This is a genomic window from Flavobacterium suzhouense, assembly GCF_042684765.1.
GTDB lineage: Bacteria > Bacteroidota > Bacteroidia > Flavobacteriales > Flavobacteriaceae > Flavobacterium > Flavobacterium suzhouense.
This window is the reverse complement of record NZ_JBHUMD010000003.1, coordinates 161426-179943: the sequence shown is the minus strand read 5'-3', so window position 1 is coordinate 179943 and position 18518 is coordinate 161426. Positions and strand designations below refer to the sequence as shown.

Genomic DNA, 18518 nt, shown 5'->3' with positions numbered 1-18518 from the left:
CGCTGTTATTGGTTATTGATTTTAGGGTTCAGCGTTTCCATTCATAATTTATAGCCGTAGGGTTGTGTAATTACAAATGCATACGCCGCAGATTGGACGTAAGACAAAAGTTAAGCCCCGAGTTAAGCTTAAAATCAACAAATCACCGTATCACCAAATCAACTTAAAACTGATAACTCTGCGACAGGTGGAATATTGCATCGCCCTGGTATACTATGGCGCCGTCATTAGCATTGATTATGTAACCTCCGTTAGGTGCCTTTACTTTGTGCTCAAATTTGCCAAACGGGTCGGTTATTACCGCAATAACTTCGCCTTTATGAACAAAGTCTCCCGCTTTTATCTTGCTTTGAAAAAGTCCTGAATGGCGCGCCCTTACCCATGATGATTTGTCGATATAAACCGTGTCGTTGTTAGCTACGGGGCCTTTTTTGTGTGGATTCAGCATATCGAAATGCTGAAGGAAGCGTTTAATGCCCTGAATGCCCTCGTGGGTAATATCATGGTTAATGTCGAGCGATTTTCCACCTTCAAACAGCAGCATTTTTACACCCATCTTATCGCAGGCACTACGAAACGAGCCGGGGATGTGTTTAGAGTATAGCGTAAACGGTGCATTAAAAACATCGGACAACTCTTTTAGCTCGGCGTTGTTAGGTACAATGCGAATTTGCGGAGCGTTAAAACGGCTGGCGCCACCGGCATGAAAATCGATGCAGTAATCTACATTTGGGATTACTTCTTCGAGGATATAGTAAGCAAACCTGCTGGCAAGCGAACCTTTTTTGCTGCCCGGAAAAACACGGTTAAGATCGCGCCCATCGGGAAACTCGCGGCTTTGGTTTACAAAACCAAAAATATTGATGACAGGTATGCAAATGATGGTGCCCCGCTTGGGTTTGTTTAGTTTCCTTACAATGGTTTGGCGAACTATCTCTATGCCATTTATCTCGTCGCCATGAAGTCCGGCACTAAACAGTATCGTAGGCCCCGGGATTTTAGAACGCTCTACAATTATGGGAATCTTGAGTTTTGTCATGGTATGCAGGCGGGCAATTTCCATGGTTATGGTTTTGCTTTCGCCGGGTAAAACTTCTTCGCCAAGTATTGTAAGAGTGCTGTTTATTGCCATAGGTATTTTAGGAAAGTATAAAAATAGGTTTTTTTAGTTTACAGTTGGCGGTTTACAGTTTACAGTTTTGAAGTCGGAGACAGGGAAGTCCGAAGTTTTGTGAATAATGAGTTTGAGTGAAGCTTCTTCGGACCTCGGACTTTCCTGCCTCCGACAAACAACAATTAACACAATACTCACATTCTTCTTACGTTAAAAGTAACCCATTTGTTGTTAACTTTGCAGTATGCGCACGCCTCTCGAACTCCAGATACAAACCCTTCCCGACAATCCAGGTGTTTATCAGTATTTTGATAAAGACGATAAACTGTTGTATGTAGGTAAGGCTAAGAATCTTAAAAAGAGAGTGATGTCTTATTTTAATAAGATTCACGATAGCGGCAGGACCAATGTACTGGTTAAAAAGATAGTATCGGTTAAACACATTGTAGTACCTACCGAGAGTGAGGCATTATTGCTTGAAAATAACCTTATTAAAAAACTGCAGCCACGGTACAATATCCTGCTTAAGGATGATAAGACCTATCCGTGGATATGCATTAAGCGTGAGCCTTTTGCCCGTGTATTTTCTACCCGTAAAGTAATTAAGGACGGGTCGGAATATTTTGGTCCGTATACCAGTTTTAAAACGGTGCATACGCTTCTTGATCTTATTAAAGAACTGTATCCGCTGCGTACCTGCAACTACGACCTTAGCGAGGCTAATATCCGTTCGGGAAAATTTAAAGTGTGCCTGGAATATCATATAGGCAACTGTAAAGGCCCATGTGAAGGGCATGAACCATTAAGTGTATATCAGGAACATGTAGATGCCATCCGCCAGATCCTTAAAGGTAATTTTAAGGAATCGCTTAAGGATTTTAAAAAGCTTATGCAGGAACTGGCAATGGATATGCGCTTTGAGGAAGCTCAAAAGATCAAGGAAAAAATTGAAGTGCTTGAAAATTATCAGGCACGAAGTACGGTCTTCAATCCTAAAATATCCAATCTCGATGTGTTCAGTATTGTGTCTGACGAAAGCATGGCCTATGTGAACTTTATACAGGTGTCGCATGGGGCAATCATTCGCAGCCATACCATGGAAATAAAGAAAAAACTTGATGAGCCGGATGAAGAATTGCTGGAGCTTGCTGTGGTAGAGCTGCGTGAGCGTTTTCATTTAATGTCAAAAGAGATACTGGTTCCGTTTCCTATAAGCCTTGGCGAGAATATTACGGTTACCGTGCCTAAGCTTGGCGACAAAAAACAGATATTGGATTTGTCGGAAAGAAATGCACGTTTCTTCAGGATGGATCAGCTAAAGCAAATTAAGATCGTAGACCCTGACCGCCATACCAACCGTATTATGGCGCAAATGAAAAAAGACCTTCGCCTGCCTGTTGAGCCACGCCATATAGAATGTTTTGATAACTCTAATATTCAGGGAACCAATCCGGTTTCGGCCTGTGTGGTGTTTAAGGATGGCAAGCCAAGTAAAAAAGATTATCGTCATTTTAATATAAAAACCGTAGAAGGTCCTAACGACTTTGCCAGTATGGAAGAGGTGGTGTACCGCCGCTACCGCAGGTTGCTCGATGAAAACGAGCCATTGCCACAGCTTATCATCATTGATGGTGGTAAGGGGCAATTGTCGTCGGCATTAAAAAGCTTGGATGACTTGGGGTTACGCGGTAAAATTACTATCTTGGGCATTGCAAAAAGGCTTGAGGAAATTTTCTATCCAGGCGATTCGATACCGCTTTATCTCGATAAAAAATCGGAAACCCTGAAGATAATCCAGCAGTTGCGTAATGAAGCGCACCGTTTTGGAATCACTTTCCATCGTGATAAACGTAGCAAGAGTGCACTGCAAACATCGGTAGAAACCATACCGGGCATTGGTGAAAAGACTATGGTAACGCTTATAACGCATTTTAAGTCGGTGAAGCGAATGGTAGCTTCCTCCGAAGAAGAGATAGCTAAAGTTGTTGGTCCAGCCAAAGCAAAAAAAATTGTAGAATTTTATAAAGAAAAGAATAAGTAACCCATGAAAAAACTGATTCTCCTGTTATTATCGTTATCGATTTTCGGTACTGTATGGGCTCAGGAGAAAACAGCAAAGCCCAAAGTAGGTGTTGTACTAAGTGGGGGCGGAGCCAAAGGCCTTGCACATATTGGGGTACTAAAGGTTCTTGAAGAGGCAGGCGTAGAGATATCTTATATTGGTGGTACCAGCATGGGTGCCATTGTGGGCGGACTTTATGCTTCGGGATATTCGGCAAAACAGCTTGACTCTATTTTTACCACCCTTGATGCCGATGCCATGCTGGGCGACTTTACGCCAAGGGATTCCAAAAACTTTTTTGAGAAACGCAATGACGAAATATATGCGCTTACATTGCCGTTTGATAATTTCAGAATAGGCTTTCCGCGCGCTTTCTCTAAAGGGCTTTATAACTACAATACTATAGCCCGGCTGACCAATAATGTACGTCATCTCCGTGATTTTAATAAGCTCCCTATTCCGTTTGTGTGTATCGCGACCGATATTGAAACCGGTAAAGAGGTAGTATTGCGCGAAGGTGTGCTTCCTGATGCCATATTGGCCAGTGCCGCATTTCCGTCGTTATATACTCCTGTTGAAATAGGCGAAAGACTGCTGATAGATGGCGGTGTGACCAATAACTACCCCATTGAAGAGGTAAAGGCTATGGGTGCCGATGTTGTAATAGGCGTAGATGTACAAGATCCTTTAAAGACACGCGAGCAGATAAACGGGGCTACCGGTGTATTATTGCAGATAAACAACTACCAGATGATCCAGAAGATGGAAGCCAAACGGAAGGAAACGGATATTTATATTAAGCCGGATATTTTAGGCTTTACCGTTATCTCATTTGACGAAGGACGAACCATTATTGATAAGGGAGAAGAGGCAGCGCGAAAAATTATGGATACTTTAAAAGCGTTGGGTGTAGGGCATTCTATAGAAAGGCCAAAAGTTGAGATTAAAGATTCGCTTTGTGTCGATCAGGTAAGGATTAGCGGACTGCATAAGTTTACGCGTTCCTATGTTTTGGGTAAGCTTAATTTTAAGCCCGGCAGTAAAATAAGTTATAAGGATCTTGATCAGGGTATTACAAGCCTTAATGCTACGCAAAACTTTACATCTATAACGTATAATTTTCAGGAAGAAAATGGGGCAGATACTTTTAGGCTTGCTCTTACCGAAAGCCCTATCAGTAGCTTTATAAAATTCGGACTGCATTATGACGGGCTTTATAAAAGTGCTGTATTGGTAAATTATACCCACAAGAACCTGCTTTTACGAAATGATGTATTGTCAGTAGATGCTATTTTGGGAGATAATTTCCGGTACAATTTTGATTACTATATAGATAATGGTTTTCATATCAGTTACGGGCTTCATTCTTATTTGAGTACTTTTAATAAAAACGTAAGGCAGGTAAGTGACGGAGGTTTTAAATTGCTTGGAGTGGACGCTGTGAATATAGATTTTACTGACTGGACCAATCAGGTGTATTTGCAAACCATATTTGCACATCGCTTCCTAATAGGAGGTGGGCTTGAATATAAGCATATCAAAGTGCAGTCTGAAACGATAGACATAGAGCCTGTTTTTGATAACAGTGATTATCTTTCGGCTTACGGATATGTGAAATTTGATTCGTATGATGATAAATATTTCCCAAAAGAAGGATGGTTCTTTTCAGGAGAAGGTAAGTCGTACCTGGTATCGTCTGATTACACCGGAGGGTTTGATCAGTTCAGCATCATAAAAGGAGAACTCTCTACAGTAAAAAGAATTTATAAAGGACTTACTATAGAAGCGCAGTCAGAAATGGGCTTTGCTTTGGGTAATGAAAGTGTTCCTACATTTGATTTTATACTTGGGGGGTATGGTTACCAGATGACGAATAACTTCCGTCATTTTTATGGCTACGATTTTTTTAGCATGTCGGGCAATAGTTATATCAAAGGTGCCCTGACCCTTGATTGGGAATTTTACAAAAGATATCATCTTAATTTTGCGGGTAACTTTGCCAACGTAGGGACAAATCTTCTTGATGAAGGTGATATGTTCTCGCTGCCATCTTATACCGGTTATGCTTTTGGCGTAGGTATGGAAACAATCATAGGCCCCATAGAAATTAAACACAGCTGGAGCCCAGAAACTACAGACCATTATACGTGGGTGAGTGTTGGATTCTGGTTCTAGTGAGTTCGGTGTTTTGTGTTCTGGGTTCAGCGTGCAATAGCGCTGATGTTATCTTTTTCCTATTATTTTTCTGCTTTATTTGGGTGCAGGGCGGCAACGCTAAACTCTAAACCCATAACCCTAAACTGCGAAAAAGTTTCTTTTTCGACCTTTTTTCGTTAAAAAGTTCATAATTTTTATAAAAAGCCTATATTTGGCGTTGTAAAAAAATAAAACAAACATATGTCTATCTGGAGAGTTAAACCCGTTTCTGCTTTTGAGGCAGATATGAAAAAAAGTGAGCTAAAGCGAGTGCTTGGCAAATGGAGCTTAACAGCCATAGGTATCGGTGCTATTATTGGCGGAGGTATCTTTGTACTAACTGGTACAGGAGCTTATTATCATGCAGGTCCTGCATTGGCAATTTCGTTTATTATTGCGGGTATTGCCTGTGTATTTGCAGCACTTTGCTACTCAGAATTTTCATCAATCCTTCCTGTAGAGGGTTCTGCCTATGCTTATGCTTATGGTACTATTGGTGAAATTTTTGCATGGATAATAGGCTGGGGGTTAATACTCGAATATGCCATGGGCTCCATGACGGTAGCTGTATCGTGGTCGGGGTATTTTAACAAGCTCCTCAAGATGTTTCATATACATTTGCCGGACTATCTGACAACAGACCCTGCAAGTTATACAGGAGAAGGCTTTTCTATGAATCTTCCTGCTTTCCTGATTGTTCTTTTGGTAATTTCAATACTTGTGAGAGGAACTTCAGGGGCGGCTAAAGCCAATAACTTTATCGTGCTTTTAAAAGTATCTGCGGTTATTTTTGTAATCGTGGCAGGTTTATTCTTTATCAATACGGCTAACTGGTCTCCGTTTATTCCTGATGCAGTACAGATTATCGAAAAAGAAACTACTCACGAAGCTTATGGTTATGCGGGGATTGTTTCGGGAGCAGCGGCTATTTTCTTTGCCTATGTAGGTTTTGATGCTGTTTCTACACAGGCAGGAGAGGCAATCAATCCTAAAAAAGACGTTCCTTTTGCAATTATAGCATCTCTGTTAGTATGTACCGTGCTTTATATATTGGTATCGCTTGTGCTTACAGGTATGATGAATTATCAGGACTTTAATCCGCTTGGAAAATATCCTGAAGCTATTAAGGCTCCTGTTGCCTATGCATTTGATATAGCGGGGCAGGCATGGGCAGGTTATATTATTACTATTGCTGCTACGGTAGGTCTTATCTCTGTATTGATGGTAATGATCATGGGACAATCAAGGATCTTCCTTGGAATGTCTAAAGACGGACTTATTCCGGGAGTGTTTTCTAAGATTCACCCAATTTCCGGTACTCCTAAAAGAAACCTTATGATTCTTGGAGGGTTTATCTCTGTAGTTGCAGCCTTTACTCCAATTAGCAAACTGGCGGATATGACAAGTTTCGGAACCCTGTTTGCTTTTACAATGGTTTGTATCGCAGTATGGATACTTAGAATTAAACAACCTCACTTAGAGCGTACTTTTAAAGTGCCTGCACTTCCTGTAATTGCAATCTGTGGTATTGCGATTAACACCTACCTTATGATAAATCTTAGTGTTGATGCACAATTATTGTCATTGTCATGGTTAGTAGTAGGAGTGCTTGTTTATTTCTCATACGGTAAACGTAATAGTAAGCTTGGGAAAACACCTGTTGAAGGTGCCGATGAATAAAAGACACCAAACAAAAACCAAATACATTTTTGCTGAATCCCAACGGTTGCCGTTGGGATTTTTTTATCCTCACCCCAACCCTCTCCAAAGGAGAGGGAGCAACTTCACTCTTGGAGAAAGTTTTTTATGCAGAGTAAGCAGGTATGAGTGTTCCCCTATTTAGAGGGACTATGGGTATGTTAACTGTATACTGCGACTGAAAACTGAACACTTCTTCTCAATAATTCATTTTTTCGCAAAAACTCAACCATAAAATTAAATTTTTACGATATTTGTGGTATGAATGTACAATGGCAGGGATTGCTTAGTTATTTAAAGTTCCTCATCAAGAGAAATCCTGAATGAGGCATGCTCTATTTGGGTTAAATCATTCATAAATAAAACAATAACTATATTATGCCGATATATCATAAATTGGGGGATTTTCCTCAAAAGCGACATGTACAGTTCGAAAAACCGGATGGCGGGCTTTATTATGAGCAGCTGTTTGGTACTGAAGGTTTCCACGGACACTCTTCATTACTGTACCATGTGCACAGGCCTACACAGGTAAAAGAGATTGTTAAGTCATACTCTGTAGCGCCTAAAATTGCAATAGACAAAAACATAAAATCACTGTTGTTTAAAGGTTTTGAACTAAAACCTGAAGACGATTTTCTTGACAGCCGCAAGCCGATGCTGGTAAATAGTGACTGTGTTATAGGTCTTGCTGCACCACGCAAATCACTTCGTGAGTATTTCTATAAAAATGCCGATGCTGATGAAATGATCTTCATCCACAAAGGAACAGGAACGCTTCGTACTTTTATGGGTAACATCCCTTTTGAGTATGGCGATTACCTTATCATTCCGCGTGGTATGATCTATCAGATCGATTTTGATACCGAAGATAACCGTTTGTTTTATGTAGAGTCGCATGCTCCGTTCTATACGCCTAAGCGTTATAAAAATGAAAGCGGACAGCACTTAGAGCATTCGCCTTTCTGTGAAAGGGATTTTAAACTTCCTGAAACGCTTGAAACGTATGATGAGAAAGGTGATTTCCTTATCAAGATCAAAAAGGAAAACATGATTCATGAGGTAGTTTATGCTACACACCCGTTTGACGTAATTGGGTGGGATGGTTATAACTTCCCTTACGGATTTAGTATCCATAACTTTGAGCCTATTACCGGAAGGGTACACCTTCCGCCACCTATACACCAGACGTTTGAAACTTCTACATTTGTAGTATGCTCGTTCTGTCCTAGGTTGTATGACTATCACCCTAAATCTATCCCTGCACCTTACAATCACAGTAATATTGACAGTGATGAGGTATTGTACTATGTAGATGGCGACTTTATGAGTCGTAACAACATAGAGCAGGGACACATTACGCTGCACCCTAAAGGAATTCCTCACGGACCTGCACCGGGAGCAATGGAGCGTAGTATAGGCAAAACAGAAACTGAAGAGCTTGCGGTAATGGTAGATACCTTCCGTCCGCTAATGGTTACTGAAATTGCTATGGGCCTTGACGATGGCAAGTACTATAAATCGTGGGTTGAGTAGTGATTCTCACCCCAACCCCTCTCCAAAGGAGAGGGGAGCAAAGAATAAACAAAAACTAATTTTCTTTCGCTGAGGCGAAAAACAAATAAAAGAATATCATGAGTGAAATAAAAAACGTAGAATACGGACTGGAGAAAATATTTGAAGGTGCACAGGACTTCCTTCCGTTAATGGGTACTGATTATGTAGAATTTATCGTGGGTAACGCTAAACAGGCGGCTCATTACTATAAAACAGCTTTTGGATACCAGTCTTTGGCGTATGCCGGACTTGAAACAGGTCTTAAAGACAGAGCGTCTTACGTTCTTGTTCAGGATAAGATCCGTATTGTATTAACTACGCCGCTTACGGCTGATTCGCCACTTAACGATCATATTGTAAAACATGGCGATGGTGTAAAAGTGGTGGCGCTTTGGGTAGAGGATGCAAGAAAATCTTTTGAAGAGACTACCAAACGTGGTGCTAAAGTATTTATGGAGCCAACTGTTGAGAAAGACGAGTTTGGTGAAGTAGTGCGTGCAGGTATCTATACCTATGGTGAGACAGTTCACATGTTTGTAGAGCGTAAAAACTATAACGGTGTGTTCTTGCCTGGTTACAGAGAGTGGAAATCAGACTACAACCCTGCGCCAACAGGTCTTAAATATGTAGACCACATGGTGGGTAATGTGGGATGGAACGAGATGAACACATGGGTTAAGTGGTATGAAGATGTAATGGGGTTTGTAAACTTCCTTTCGTTTGACGACAAACAAATTACGACTGAGTACTCTGCACTTATGAGTAAAGTAATGAGTAACGGTAACGGCCGTATCAAATTCCCTATCAATGAGCCTGCTGAAGGAAAGAAAAAATCTCAGATTGAGGAATATCTTGATTTTTACGGAGGTCCTGGTGTTCAGCACATCGCTATCGCTACGGATGATATCTTGAAAACTGTAGCAGATCTTAAGTCGCGTGGAGTGGAATTCCTTTCTGCACCGCCTCAGGCTTATTATGATGCTGTACCGGCTCGTCTTGGTGCTCATAAGGATGCATTTAAAGAAGATATTAAAGAGATTCAGAAGCTGGGTATCATGGTTGATGCCGATGAAGAAGGTTATTTACTTCAGATATTCACTAAGCCGGTTGAAGACCGTCCGACACTTTTCTACGAAATAATCCAGAGAATGGGAGCAAGAGGTTTTGGTGCAGGTAACTTTAAGGCGCTGTTTGAATCAATTGAGCGTGAGCAGGAATTGAGAGGAACATTGTAAGAATATCAAAATTTTGCAGATAATATAATTTTGAACCGCCAAAGGACTGGTTTTTTGCTAAATATGTGTTAAAGTGAAATTTTAACAAATAAAAATGCAGGAAAAGTTAATACCTTTGCACTCGCAAAAAAGGAGGTATTCATAGGCTTCCTTTCAGCAAGGTAAATTTTTCATAATTTATAGTTTTTTGGTTGGTTAATAGCATAAAAACCCGGTCATTGTTTGACTGGGTTTTTTTGTTTTAGTATTTTTGGAACAGAAATTGCATTTATTGGTTCTAAACTCCAACAAAAAAATAAATATGAAGAAATTGATTGCATTTTTCTTGCTTTTTAGTGCTTCTAATGCGATTTCGCAAAGTTCCTTTGGTGTAGGTGAATACTTTAAGTTCAGGATACATTATGGTGTCGTGAATGCAGGGTATGCCACGCTGGAGGTAAAAGACGCTATACGCGAGAACAAAAAAGTGTACCATGTTGTAGGGAAAGGTTATACAACCGGAATGACGAAATTCTTCTTTAAGGTAGAAGACCTGTATGAAAGTTATTTTGACAAAGCTACAGGGAAGCCGTATCAGTATGTCAGAAAAATTGATGAAGGCGGATATACTAAAAATCAGGAAGGTTTTTTTAATCAGGACAACAACACGGTACTTGTAAAGGATTATAAGAACAAGAAACAGAAAACCATATCGGTTACCGAAAATGTTCAGGATATTGTTTCTACTTTTTATTACCTGAGGAACCATCCCAAGGTAGATAAGATGAAGGTGGGCGAATCGGTTATGGTAGATATGTTTTTTGACGATGAAGTAGTAAAATTTAAGCTCAAATTCATTGGCAGGGAGGATATAAAGACTAATTTTGGAACCATTTCTACAATGATATTCAGGCCACTGGTACAGTCTGGCCGTGTTTTTAAAGAAGAAGAAAGTTTAACAGTCTGGATTTCAGACGACGACAACAAGATTCCGCTACGTATAAAGGCAAGCCTTGCAGTAGGTTCGCTAAAGGCAGATCTTGATGAATATAAAGGATTAGCACACACGCTTAAAGTAAAAGCAAAATAATTACAATGGAGATTACGACCCCAATACAGGAAAAGATTGAACAGCTCAATGAGAAATTTGCAGCGATAAACCAAAAGACTGAAACTCATCTTGAAGGCCTTCTTTGGGCTAAGCCTATAACGTATTGGGACTATATACAAACGGATGCCCTGCTTAACCTGCAGATACAAAGAACCACATTGCCGGATGAAATGGTATTTATTATGTACCACCAGGTAAATGAGCTTTTGTTTAAAATGATACTTTGGGAAATAGAGCAGCTTTGCCACAACGAAGCGCCTGCAACCCCTTTCTTTACAGAAAGGTTAATGCGTATCAGCCGTTATTTTGATATGCTTACCACATCGTTTGACATTATGGGCGACGGTATGGAGGTAGAGCAGTATATGAAATTCCGTAACACGCTTACACCTGCGAGTGGTTTCCAGAGTGCGCAATACAGACTTATTGAGTTTGCATCTACCGATCTGATAAACCTTATCGACTACCGTTTCCGTGCAACGATAGACCGTAACACACCTTATGAGCATGCTTTTGAGCACCTGTATTGGCAGGCAGCCGGGAAAGACCATAAAACGGGTGAAAAGTCGTATCTTATCAATGCATTTGAGAAGAAGTATAAAGACGAATTCCTTCGCTGGATGGAAGAATACAATACCACGAATATCTGGCAGAAATTTAAGCAGTTACCTGCTGAAAGCCAGGCCGACCCTATGCTGGTTAAAGCAATGCGCCACTATGACTATACAGTAAATGTTACCTGGGTTATGGGGCACCTTAATGCAGCAAAAAAATACATTGAAAGCCAGGATGGTCCTCAGGAGGCTACCGGAGGCAGCGACTGGAAAAAATACATGCACCCTAAATACCAGAGAAGGATATTTTTCCCTGAGCTATGGTCTGAAGAAGAGCTTAGAACCTGGGGTGAAAATGTATAACCAAAAGAAAACACACTACACACATTGAAGTATTTAACCGTCATACTATTACTGTTTACCTTAATAGCCTGTAAAAAGGACGAGGAAACAGCTAAGCCTAAGCAGGCTGCCGTGAAAAAGGATCCTATTATAAAAGAATTTGGCTTTACGCTAAATGATTTTAAAGTGGTAAATGATACCATTGAAAATGGTGATACCTTTGGCAAGCTGTTAGGCGATGAAGGTTATGATGCTGCTCAGGTGCACAAGGTTACCGAGGCTATAAAAGATTCGTTTGATCTTAGGGATATCAGGGTAGGTAAGGCTTTTACCCTTCTTAAGGATAAAAAAGCGCCTAATGCGCTTCAGGTTTTTGTGTATCAGCCCGATGTTACAAGTTATTATGTTATAGACCTTCGGGATAGTATTGCTAAAGCCTACAAAAAGGTAAGGCCTATGACTATTAAGCGAAGGGTAATAGTAGCGGAGATTGAAGGCTCGCTTGCCGAAACACTTAAAAATGCAGGAGCTTCGCCGGCATTGTCACATGAACTTTCGGAGATTTATGCATGGTCTATCGACTTCTTTAAAATTCAGAAAGGCGATAAGTTTGCTGTTGCTGTAAACGAAAAATACATAGACGGCACGCAATATGCCGGACTCCAGAATATTGAATCATCTTATTTTGAATATAAAGGAAAACGTATTTATGCTTTTCCATTTAAAAGGGATCCTAACTCTAAGAAAGTTGATTTTTATGACGAGGAAGGAAAGGTGCTAAAAAGCATGTTCCTGAAAGCGCCACTTAAATTCAGCCGTATCAGTTCGAGGTTCTCGCCAAGGCGTTTCCACCCGGTACAGGGTCGCTGGAAAGCCCATAACGGAACCGACTATGCTGCACCTCACGGGACACCTATTATGACCACAGCAAATGGTGTTGTAGAACGTACGGGATATACTGCCGGTAACGGTAACTTTGTTAAAGTAAAACATAATGGAACGTATGCTACCCAATACCTGCACATGAGTAAGATATTGGTTAGGACGGGTCAAAGGGTATCGCAGGGCGATATCATTGGAAAAGTGGGTAGCACAGGACTGGCTACAGGTCCTCACGTATGTTACCGTTTCTGGAAGAACGGAGTGCAGGTAGATGCGCTTCGTATGAAACTGCCAAGCTCTGAGCCTATGAGTGCTAAAGATAAGCCGCGTTTTGAGGCTTATATGACGCCGCTTAAAAAAGAGCTGGATAGTCTGTCAGACATCAAATTCTCTAAATAAATTCACATTACAATGGCACTAGAAAACATCAATCCTTCCGGTACAGCCGCCTGGCAGGAGCTGATGCAACACTTTGCGGAGATGCAGCACGCATCGATGAAAGATATGTTTGCGTCAGATAAAGAAAGGACAGCGAAGTTCAACATTCAGTGGAACGATTTTATAGTTGACTATTCTAAGAATATCATAAACGAAAAAACATTACAGTTGCTTCAGGATTTGGCACAACAGGCAAATCTTAAAGGTGCTGTAGAAGCATATTTTGGCGGAGATGCCATAAACCGTACCGAGGGCAGGGCAGTGTTGCATACGGCACTTCGCGCTCCTTCATCTGCTGATATTAAAGTGGATGGTGTAAATGTTCTGCCGGAGGTATATGCGGTTAAAAACAAGATAAAACAGTTTTGCGATGTTATAATTAACGGAGGTAAAACCGGATATACAGGTAAAGCCTTTACCGATGTGGTAAACATAGGTATTGGAGGATCTGATCTTGGTCCTGCAATGGTGGTGGAATCACTTAAATTCTACAAGAACCAGCTTAACGTAAGGTTCATCTCTAACGTAGACGGTGACCACGTAATGGAAAGCCTTAAAGGGCTTAACCCGGAAACTACATTATTTGTAATTGCCTCTAAAACATTCACTACTCAGGAAACGCTTTCGAATGCTGAAACCGTAAGGGCTTGGTTCCTGCAATCAGCAAAGCAGGAAGATGTAGCGAAGCATTTTGTTGCTGTATCTACTAACATTCAGAAAGTAACTGAGTTTGGTATTGCTGAAGATAACATTTTCCCTATGTGGGATTGGGTTGGCGGACGCTTCTCATTGTGGAGTGCAGTAGGACTTACTATTGCCCTTGCAGTAGGTTTTGATAACTTTGACAAGTTGCTTAAAGGAGCTAACGAAATGGACGAGCACTTCCGTACCACTCCTCATGATAAAAACATTCCGGTGGTACTGGCGTTGCTAAGTATTTGGTACAACAATTTCTTTGGTGCCGAAAGCGAAGCGCTTATCCCTTACACGCAATACCTTCAAAAACTGGCTCCATACCTGCAACAGGGTATCATGGAGAGTAACGGTAAGAGCATAGGGCGTGATGGTAAAGCGGTAAACTACCAAACGGGAACTATAATTTGGGGTGAGCCGGGAACCAACTCTCAGCACGCTTTCTTCCAGCTGATACACCAGGGAACAAAACTTATCCCGACAGACTTTATCGGATTCATTCAGCCGCTTCACGGTAATAAAGATCACCATGATAAACTGATGTCTAACTTTTTTGCACAAACCGAAGCCTTACTTAACGGTAAAACTGAGGCGCAGGTTCAGGCAGAGTTTGACAAAGCAGGCGTAGCGGCAGATAAGGCAGATTACCTTCGTCCGTTTAAGGTATTTGCGGGCAACAAGCCTACAAACACGCTGCTTATTAAAAAACTTACTCCGGAAACACTGGGTTCGCTTATTGCGTTATATGAACACAAGATATTTGTTCAGGGTGTTATCTGGAATATTTTCAGTTATGATCAATGGGGTGTTGAGCTTGGAAAACAGCTTGCCAACTCTATTCTTGATGAAATAAACTCAGGAACTGTTAAAACACACGACAGCTCTACAACTTTATTATTAGAGAAGTTTTTAGGGAAATAGTTGTCTATTAACGGTTGTCAGTTGACAGATATAATAAGCCCCGGAGAATAATCTTCGGGGTTTTTTATTGCCTCGCCTCAATCTGTTAAAGAAAACAAAATCCCCAGTAATGGGTATGGTTGATTGTTGTATAGTGTATTAAATTTGCCATGTGTGTATTTAAAGCGGGTAGGGTTTTTATAAGCCCGCCTGTTTAAATCATACTTAAACCAACTTAAACCAAAAAGTATGAAAAAAATTATCTTATGCTCAGGGCTACTTGCAGCTTTAGTTTTTACGGGGTGTTCGAGTGATGATAGCAATTCCGGAAACACCAATGATGATTTTTACACTATTGTAAACAAAGGCACCGGTGGTGTTACCGCTGTAATCGATCTTAATGACACTACGCCACTTGAAGTGGCTCAGGCAGTGCCGTCGGTTTCAGGTCAGCAATATCCTGCAAATACTCCTGCAGTATTTTTTATGAACGACAAAGTTTTGCTTTCTACGGTTAATGAAAATACTTTTATCGTAAAAGAAAATGGCCGTAAAGTAGGGGGAACCATTTCAGTAAATGAGGCAGCTAATGGGTATGCGATCATAACATTTATGCCCTATAAGACTTTTGCTGATAATGCAAACGTTGAGATTAATCTTACTACAGGTATACAGGATGATGGCGGGCAGCCGCTATATCAGGAAATGAGCTATGAGTATACTACTTATTCTGTACCTTCAACATCATTAGGTGATGCTACAGGTTTTGAAAACGGGGCTGATGGTATGGTTTTCATTGGTGATGGAAACATAGTTTCTGCTTCTCTGGGCTGTCTTAGTCCGTTTGCAGGTTCTTCATTTGCTGCTATTACAAGCGGAGATGCTCTGGTGTCGGCTAACAACGCTATTGGAGGAACATCAAGTGCAATGATATTAGGTCCATTCGATTCTAATTCAGCTTCATCATTAAGTTTTAACTACAACTTCCTTTCTGCTGAATTCCTTGAGTATGTAGGCAGTGAGTTTGACGACTCGTTTATGGCAGTTGTTGTAGGGCAGAATGGTGCTCATGTAGAGTTTGTTACCAGTGTAAACACTATTGGCGAGAATGTTACCCAGTGCGAAGGTTTCCCGGGTATGCCGGATGATGGTGATGACTATGCCGGATTTACAGGCTGGACAAGTAAAACTATTAATTTTGGAAGTCTTACAGGTCCGGTATATGTAATATTCATGACTACCGACGTGTCGGATGATATCTACTCAACTGTTGTAGGTATTGATGCAGTATCGCTAAACTAAGAAATCCATTGTAAATAAATTTCATATTTATTAAACCCCAAAGAGTAAACTTTGGGGTTTTGTTTTTACTTGGCTGGTGTAATTGCTGCGGGCTTCTCTTTTTTCTTCCAGGTAAAGAGTACCAGCATAAACATTACAAAGCATACTATTGTGGCAATATTCATTTGTATTATAAAACCATGGATGGATGCCGAAGCTACTACAGAGTTTGTGCGTTGTATCGCAAAAGTCAGAATAAAGGAGAAGATGAGGCAGAATAATAAAAATATCCAAAACCCGCCATACTGATCGAAGTTTTGAAAAACCAACAGATGCCACACTGCCCAGAATATTCCGGAAATAAGGCTTTTTAAGATGAAGTTTAGTGAAGAAAGACTGTCAATAAGATAGCCTCTCCATGCATACTCCTCCATTATGTTGTAAATGAGTGCTAACGAACAGAAAATAATTGCCCATACATGTTTGTTTACTCCGTGGTTGTTTTCAATTCCGTATACCGAATAACACCCTAATAATATAACCGGAAAAAGGATGCTTTTTAGTTTATGGTTACCTAAGAGAGTAGCAGTCTGTTTTATATTTGTAAACCTGTAAAACAATAAAGCTGTAATAAGGGTTATCAGTCCGTGATTGTAGTTAAATGAAAAAGGAATTGAGGTTATCTTTTCCAGTATAAGGTTTAAAAGATTTGGCAGTTTGCGAATAAGGTAAGTCCCAATAAGGACTATGCTGTAAAAAAGAAAAATCTGTAACCAATTGATTTTTTTAATGTTGGTGTTTATTTTCATGCTTTATGAACTGAGTTTTGGTCTGTGTGAAAATTAAAAATATTAAAATCTGATGGTTTTTCTGCGCATGTAAGAAAATACATGGCTTAAAATAACATTTTTTTTCCGGTTATAATAATTTATATCACGGTGTAACCCCTTTAGTCTTGGTGTGTTAGCGGTGTTAATTGGTTCTTAGACAGGTTCTAAACAAACGTTAACACTAAATTAACAGGGTTTTTTAAGTCGGTTTTTATACGTAATTGGTTATATTTGCCTTTCCAAAACAAAAACTTAACTATGTATCAAGGTGTTTTAGACCTGCATTCGTATTGGGCTTATGCAGTATTAGTATTCTTGCTTTTAGCAATTATTAATGCATTTGTGGCTTTGTCGTCAAAAAGGGCATTCCTGCCAAAAGACAGACAAATATCGATGCTGGCTTTAATATTTACACACGTTCAGTTTGTAATTGGTTTGGTGCTGTTGTTTGTGTCTGCCAAAATGGATGTTGCCAAACAGTTGGGCATGGGAGAGGTAATGAAAAATGCCGAACTTAGAAAAGTGCTTGTAGAGCACCCTTTTATCAATTTGATAGCAATTGTTCTCATAACGATAGGGTGGTCTAAACACAAAAGGACAGAAGACAGCACTGCTAAATTTAGAAAAATTGCGATTTTTTATGCTATAGGATTGATACTGCTTTTAAGCAGGATTCCGTGGGATCAGTGGTTAAGTTAACCGCATAATGAAGCCTCGATGAGGCTTTTTGTGTCTTATGGCATGCTTATTGTTAAACATAAAACCGAAAAATTATAATTATTATGAAGAATAAAATTATCGTTTTTAGTGTGTCATTATTGTTGCTAATAATAACGGGCTTTACAACAGGAAGTACAGAGACAGCTTCCAAAACTAAAAAGATTGAAAAGATTACTGCAATTAAGGTTGCCGATACTACTGAAACAGTAGAAGCTAAACCTGCAGAACCTAAACTGACGCTCTACAAACAAAATGTTCTTGCTACTTATTATGCTGATAAGTTTAATGGCAGGAAAACAACCAGTGGTGAACGTTTCCATAACAAGAAATACACTGCTGCACACATGAAACTCCCATTCGGGACAATGGTGCGCGTTACCAATGAAGTCAACGGGAAATATGTTGATGTTAAGGTAAACGATCGTGGACCATACAGCAAAAAGCTTGAGATTGACCTTACCAAGACTGCTTTTATGGAAATCGCATCTAAAAAAGGATGTGGCAGCTTTAAAGTAAAAATGGAAATCATAGAGCCGGCTGAATAATGCGCAGATACATCATTTTATTATTTATTATAACACTTACAGCCCTTACGGGCTGTTCGTCGTCTAAAGGGGCTTTTACTTCTTATGATAAGAAGGCAAAAGCAAGTTACTATGCCGATAAGTTTAACGGAAAGAAAACAGCCAGCGGAGAACGTTTTAGCAACAGCAAAATGACTGCGGCGCACAGAAAGCTTCCGTTTGGCACGAAAGTAAAGGTTACGAACGTAGATAACGGTAAGTGGGTAATAGTCGTTGTAAACGATCGTGGACCCTTCTCAGGAGGGTTTGATATAGATCTTTCTAAAAAGGCTTATAACAAAATTGCAGGTAAAACCCGAAAGGGGCATATGTATGTATCGATAGAGGTTGCTAAGTAGCCGG

General features: G+C 40.2%; 15 protein-coding genes. 13 read left to right on the top strand and 2 right to left on the bottom strand.

All coding sequences use genetic code 11. The features are described 5' to 3' along the window. Window positions 1–163 precede the first annotated feature (163 nt). Window positions 164–1132 (bottom strand): succinylglutamate desuccinylase/aspartoacylase family protein, encoded by a 969-nt coding sequence (locus ACFSR3_RS01625; RefSeq protein ID WP_379819420.1) that lies wholly within the window; start codon window positions 1130–1132, stop codon window positions 164–166. Between the two features lie 226 nt (window positions 1133–1358). On the opposite strand from ACFSR3_RS01625, the gene uvrC reads away from it, so the two are divergent. The 10 genes from uvrC (at window position 1359) to ACFSR3_RS01575 (ending at window position 16063) form a co-directional block, all read left to right on the top strand. Then, entirely contained in the window at window positions 1359–3155 is a 1797-nt protein-coding gene (gene uvrC / locus ACFSR3_RS01620; protein ID WP_379819419.1) for an excinuclease ABC subunit UvrC, read from the top strand. 3 nt (window positions 3156–3158) lie between these two features. Then, window positions 3159–5351 (top strand): patatin-like phospholipase family protein, encoded by a 2193-nt coding sequence (locus ACFSR3_RS01615; RefSeq protein ID WP_379819418.1) that lies wholly within the window; start codon window positions 3159–3161, stop codon window positions 5349–5351. Between the two features lie 222 nt (window positions 5352–5573). Beyond that, the gene (locus ACFSR3_RS01610; RefSeq protein ID WP_379819417.1) at window positions 5574–7052 is read left to right on the top strand and encodes an APC family permease; all 1479 of its coding nucleotides are present in this window, start codon (window positions 5574–5576) and stop codon (window positions 7050–7052) included. 396 nt (window positions 7053–7448) lie between these two features. Beyond that, the gene (locus ACFSR3_RS01605; protein WP_114757642.1) at window positions 7449–8606 is read left to right on the top strand and encodes a homogentisate 1,2-dioxygenase; all 1158 of its coding nucleotides are present in this window, start codon (window positions 7449–7451) and stop codon (window positions 8604–8606) included. Between the two features lie 98 nt (window positions 8607–8704). Continuing rightward, complete coding sequence (gene hppD / locus ACFSR3_RS01600) at window positions 8705–9862, top strand: 4-hydroxyphenylpyruvate dioxygenase (protein WP_379819416.1); 1158 nt, start codon at window positions 8705–8707, stop codon at window positions 9860–9862. A gap of 301 nt (window positions 9863–10163) precedes the next feature. After that, on the top strand, window positions 10164–10931 hold the full coding sequence (locus tag ACFSR3_RS01595; RefSeq protein ID WP_379819415.1) for a DUF3108 domain-containing protein: 768 nt from the start codon (window positions 10164–10166) through the stop codon (window positions 10929–10931). Window positions 10932–10936: 5 nt separating this feature from the next. After that, window positions 10937–11869: a tryptophan 2,3-dioxygenase family protein gene (locus ACFSR3_RS01590; RefSeq protein WP_114757639.1), complete on the top strand. Its 933-nt coding sequence runs from the start codon at window positions 10937–10939 to the stop codon at window positions 11867–11869. A 24-nt stretch (window positions 11870–11893) separates the two neighbouring features. Then, entirely contained in the window at window positions 11894–13129 is a 1236-nt protein-coding gene (locus ACFSR3_RS01585) for a peptidoglycan DD-metalloendopeptidase family protein (protein WP_114757638.1), read from the top strand. 12 nt (window positions 13130–13141) lie between these two features. Beyond that, window positions 13142–14782: a glucose-6-phosphate isomerase gene (gene pgi / locus ACFSR3_RS01580; protein WP_379819413.1), complete on the top strand. Its 1641-nt coding sequence runs from the start codon at window positions 13142–13144 to the stop codon at window positions 14780–14782. Window positions 14783–15010: 228 nt separating this feature from the next. Then, complete coding sequence (locus ACFSR3_RS01575; protein ID WP_114757636.1) at window positions 15011–16063, top strand: Ig-like domain-containing protein; 1053 nt, start codon at window positions 15011–15013, stop codon at window positions 16061–16063. A gap of 65 nt (window positions 16064–16128) precedes the next feature. On the opposite strand, the gene ACFSR3_RS01570 is transcribed toward ACFSR3_RS01575, so the two are convergent. Then, complete coding sequence (locus tag ACFSR3_RS01570; RefSeq protein WP_379819411.1) at window positions 16129–16851, bottom strand: CPBP family intramembrane glutamic endopeptidase; 723 nt, start codon at window positions 16849–16851, stop codon at window positions 16129–16131. A gap of 279 nt (window positions 16852–17130) precedes the next feature. Here ACFSR3_RS01570 and ACFSR3_RS01565 point away from each other — a divergent pair, with 279 nt between their 5' ends. From ACFSR3_RS01565 to ACFSR3_RS01555, 3 genes are all read left to right on the top strand, one after another. Continuing rightward, window positions 17131–17571 (top strand): hypothetical protein, encoded by a 441-nt coding sequence (locus ACFSR3_RS01565; protein WP_379819410.1) that lies wholly within the window; start codon window positions 17131–17133, stop codon window positions 17569–17571. An 83-nt stretch (window positions 17572–17654) separates the two neighbouring features. Next, a complete protein-coding gene (locus ACFSR3_RS01560; protein ID WP_114757633.1) occupies window positions 17655–18137 on the top strand; it encodes a septal ring lytic transglycosylase RlpA family protein in 483 nt (160 codons plus the stop codon). Beyond that, window positions 18137–18514, top strand: coding sequence for a septal ring lytic transglycosylase RlpA family protein (locus ACFSR3_RS01555; RefSeq protein WP_379819409.1), 378 nt, complete (start codon window positions 18137–18139; stop codon window positions 18512–18514). Before ACFSR3_RS01560 ends, ACFSR3_RS01555 begins: the two co-directional genes overlap by 1 nt. The last annotated feature ends 4 nt before the right edge of the window (window positions 18515–18518 follow it).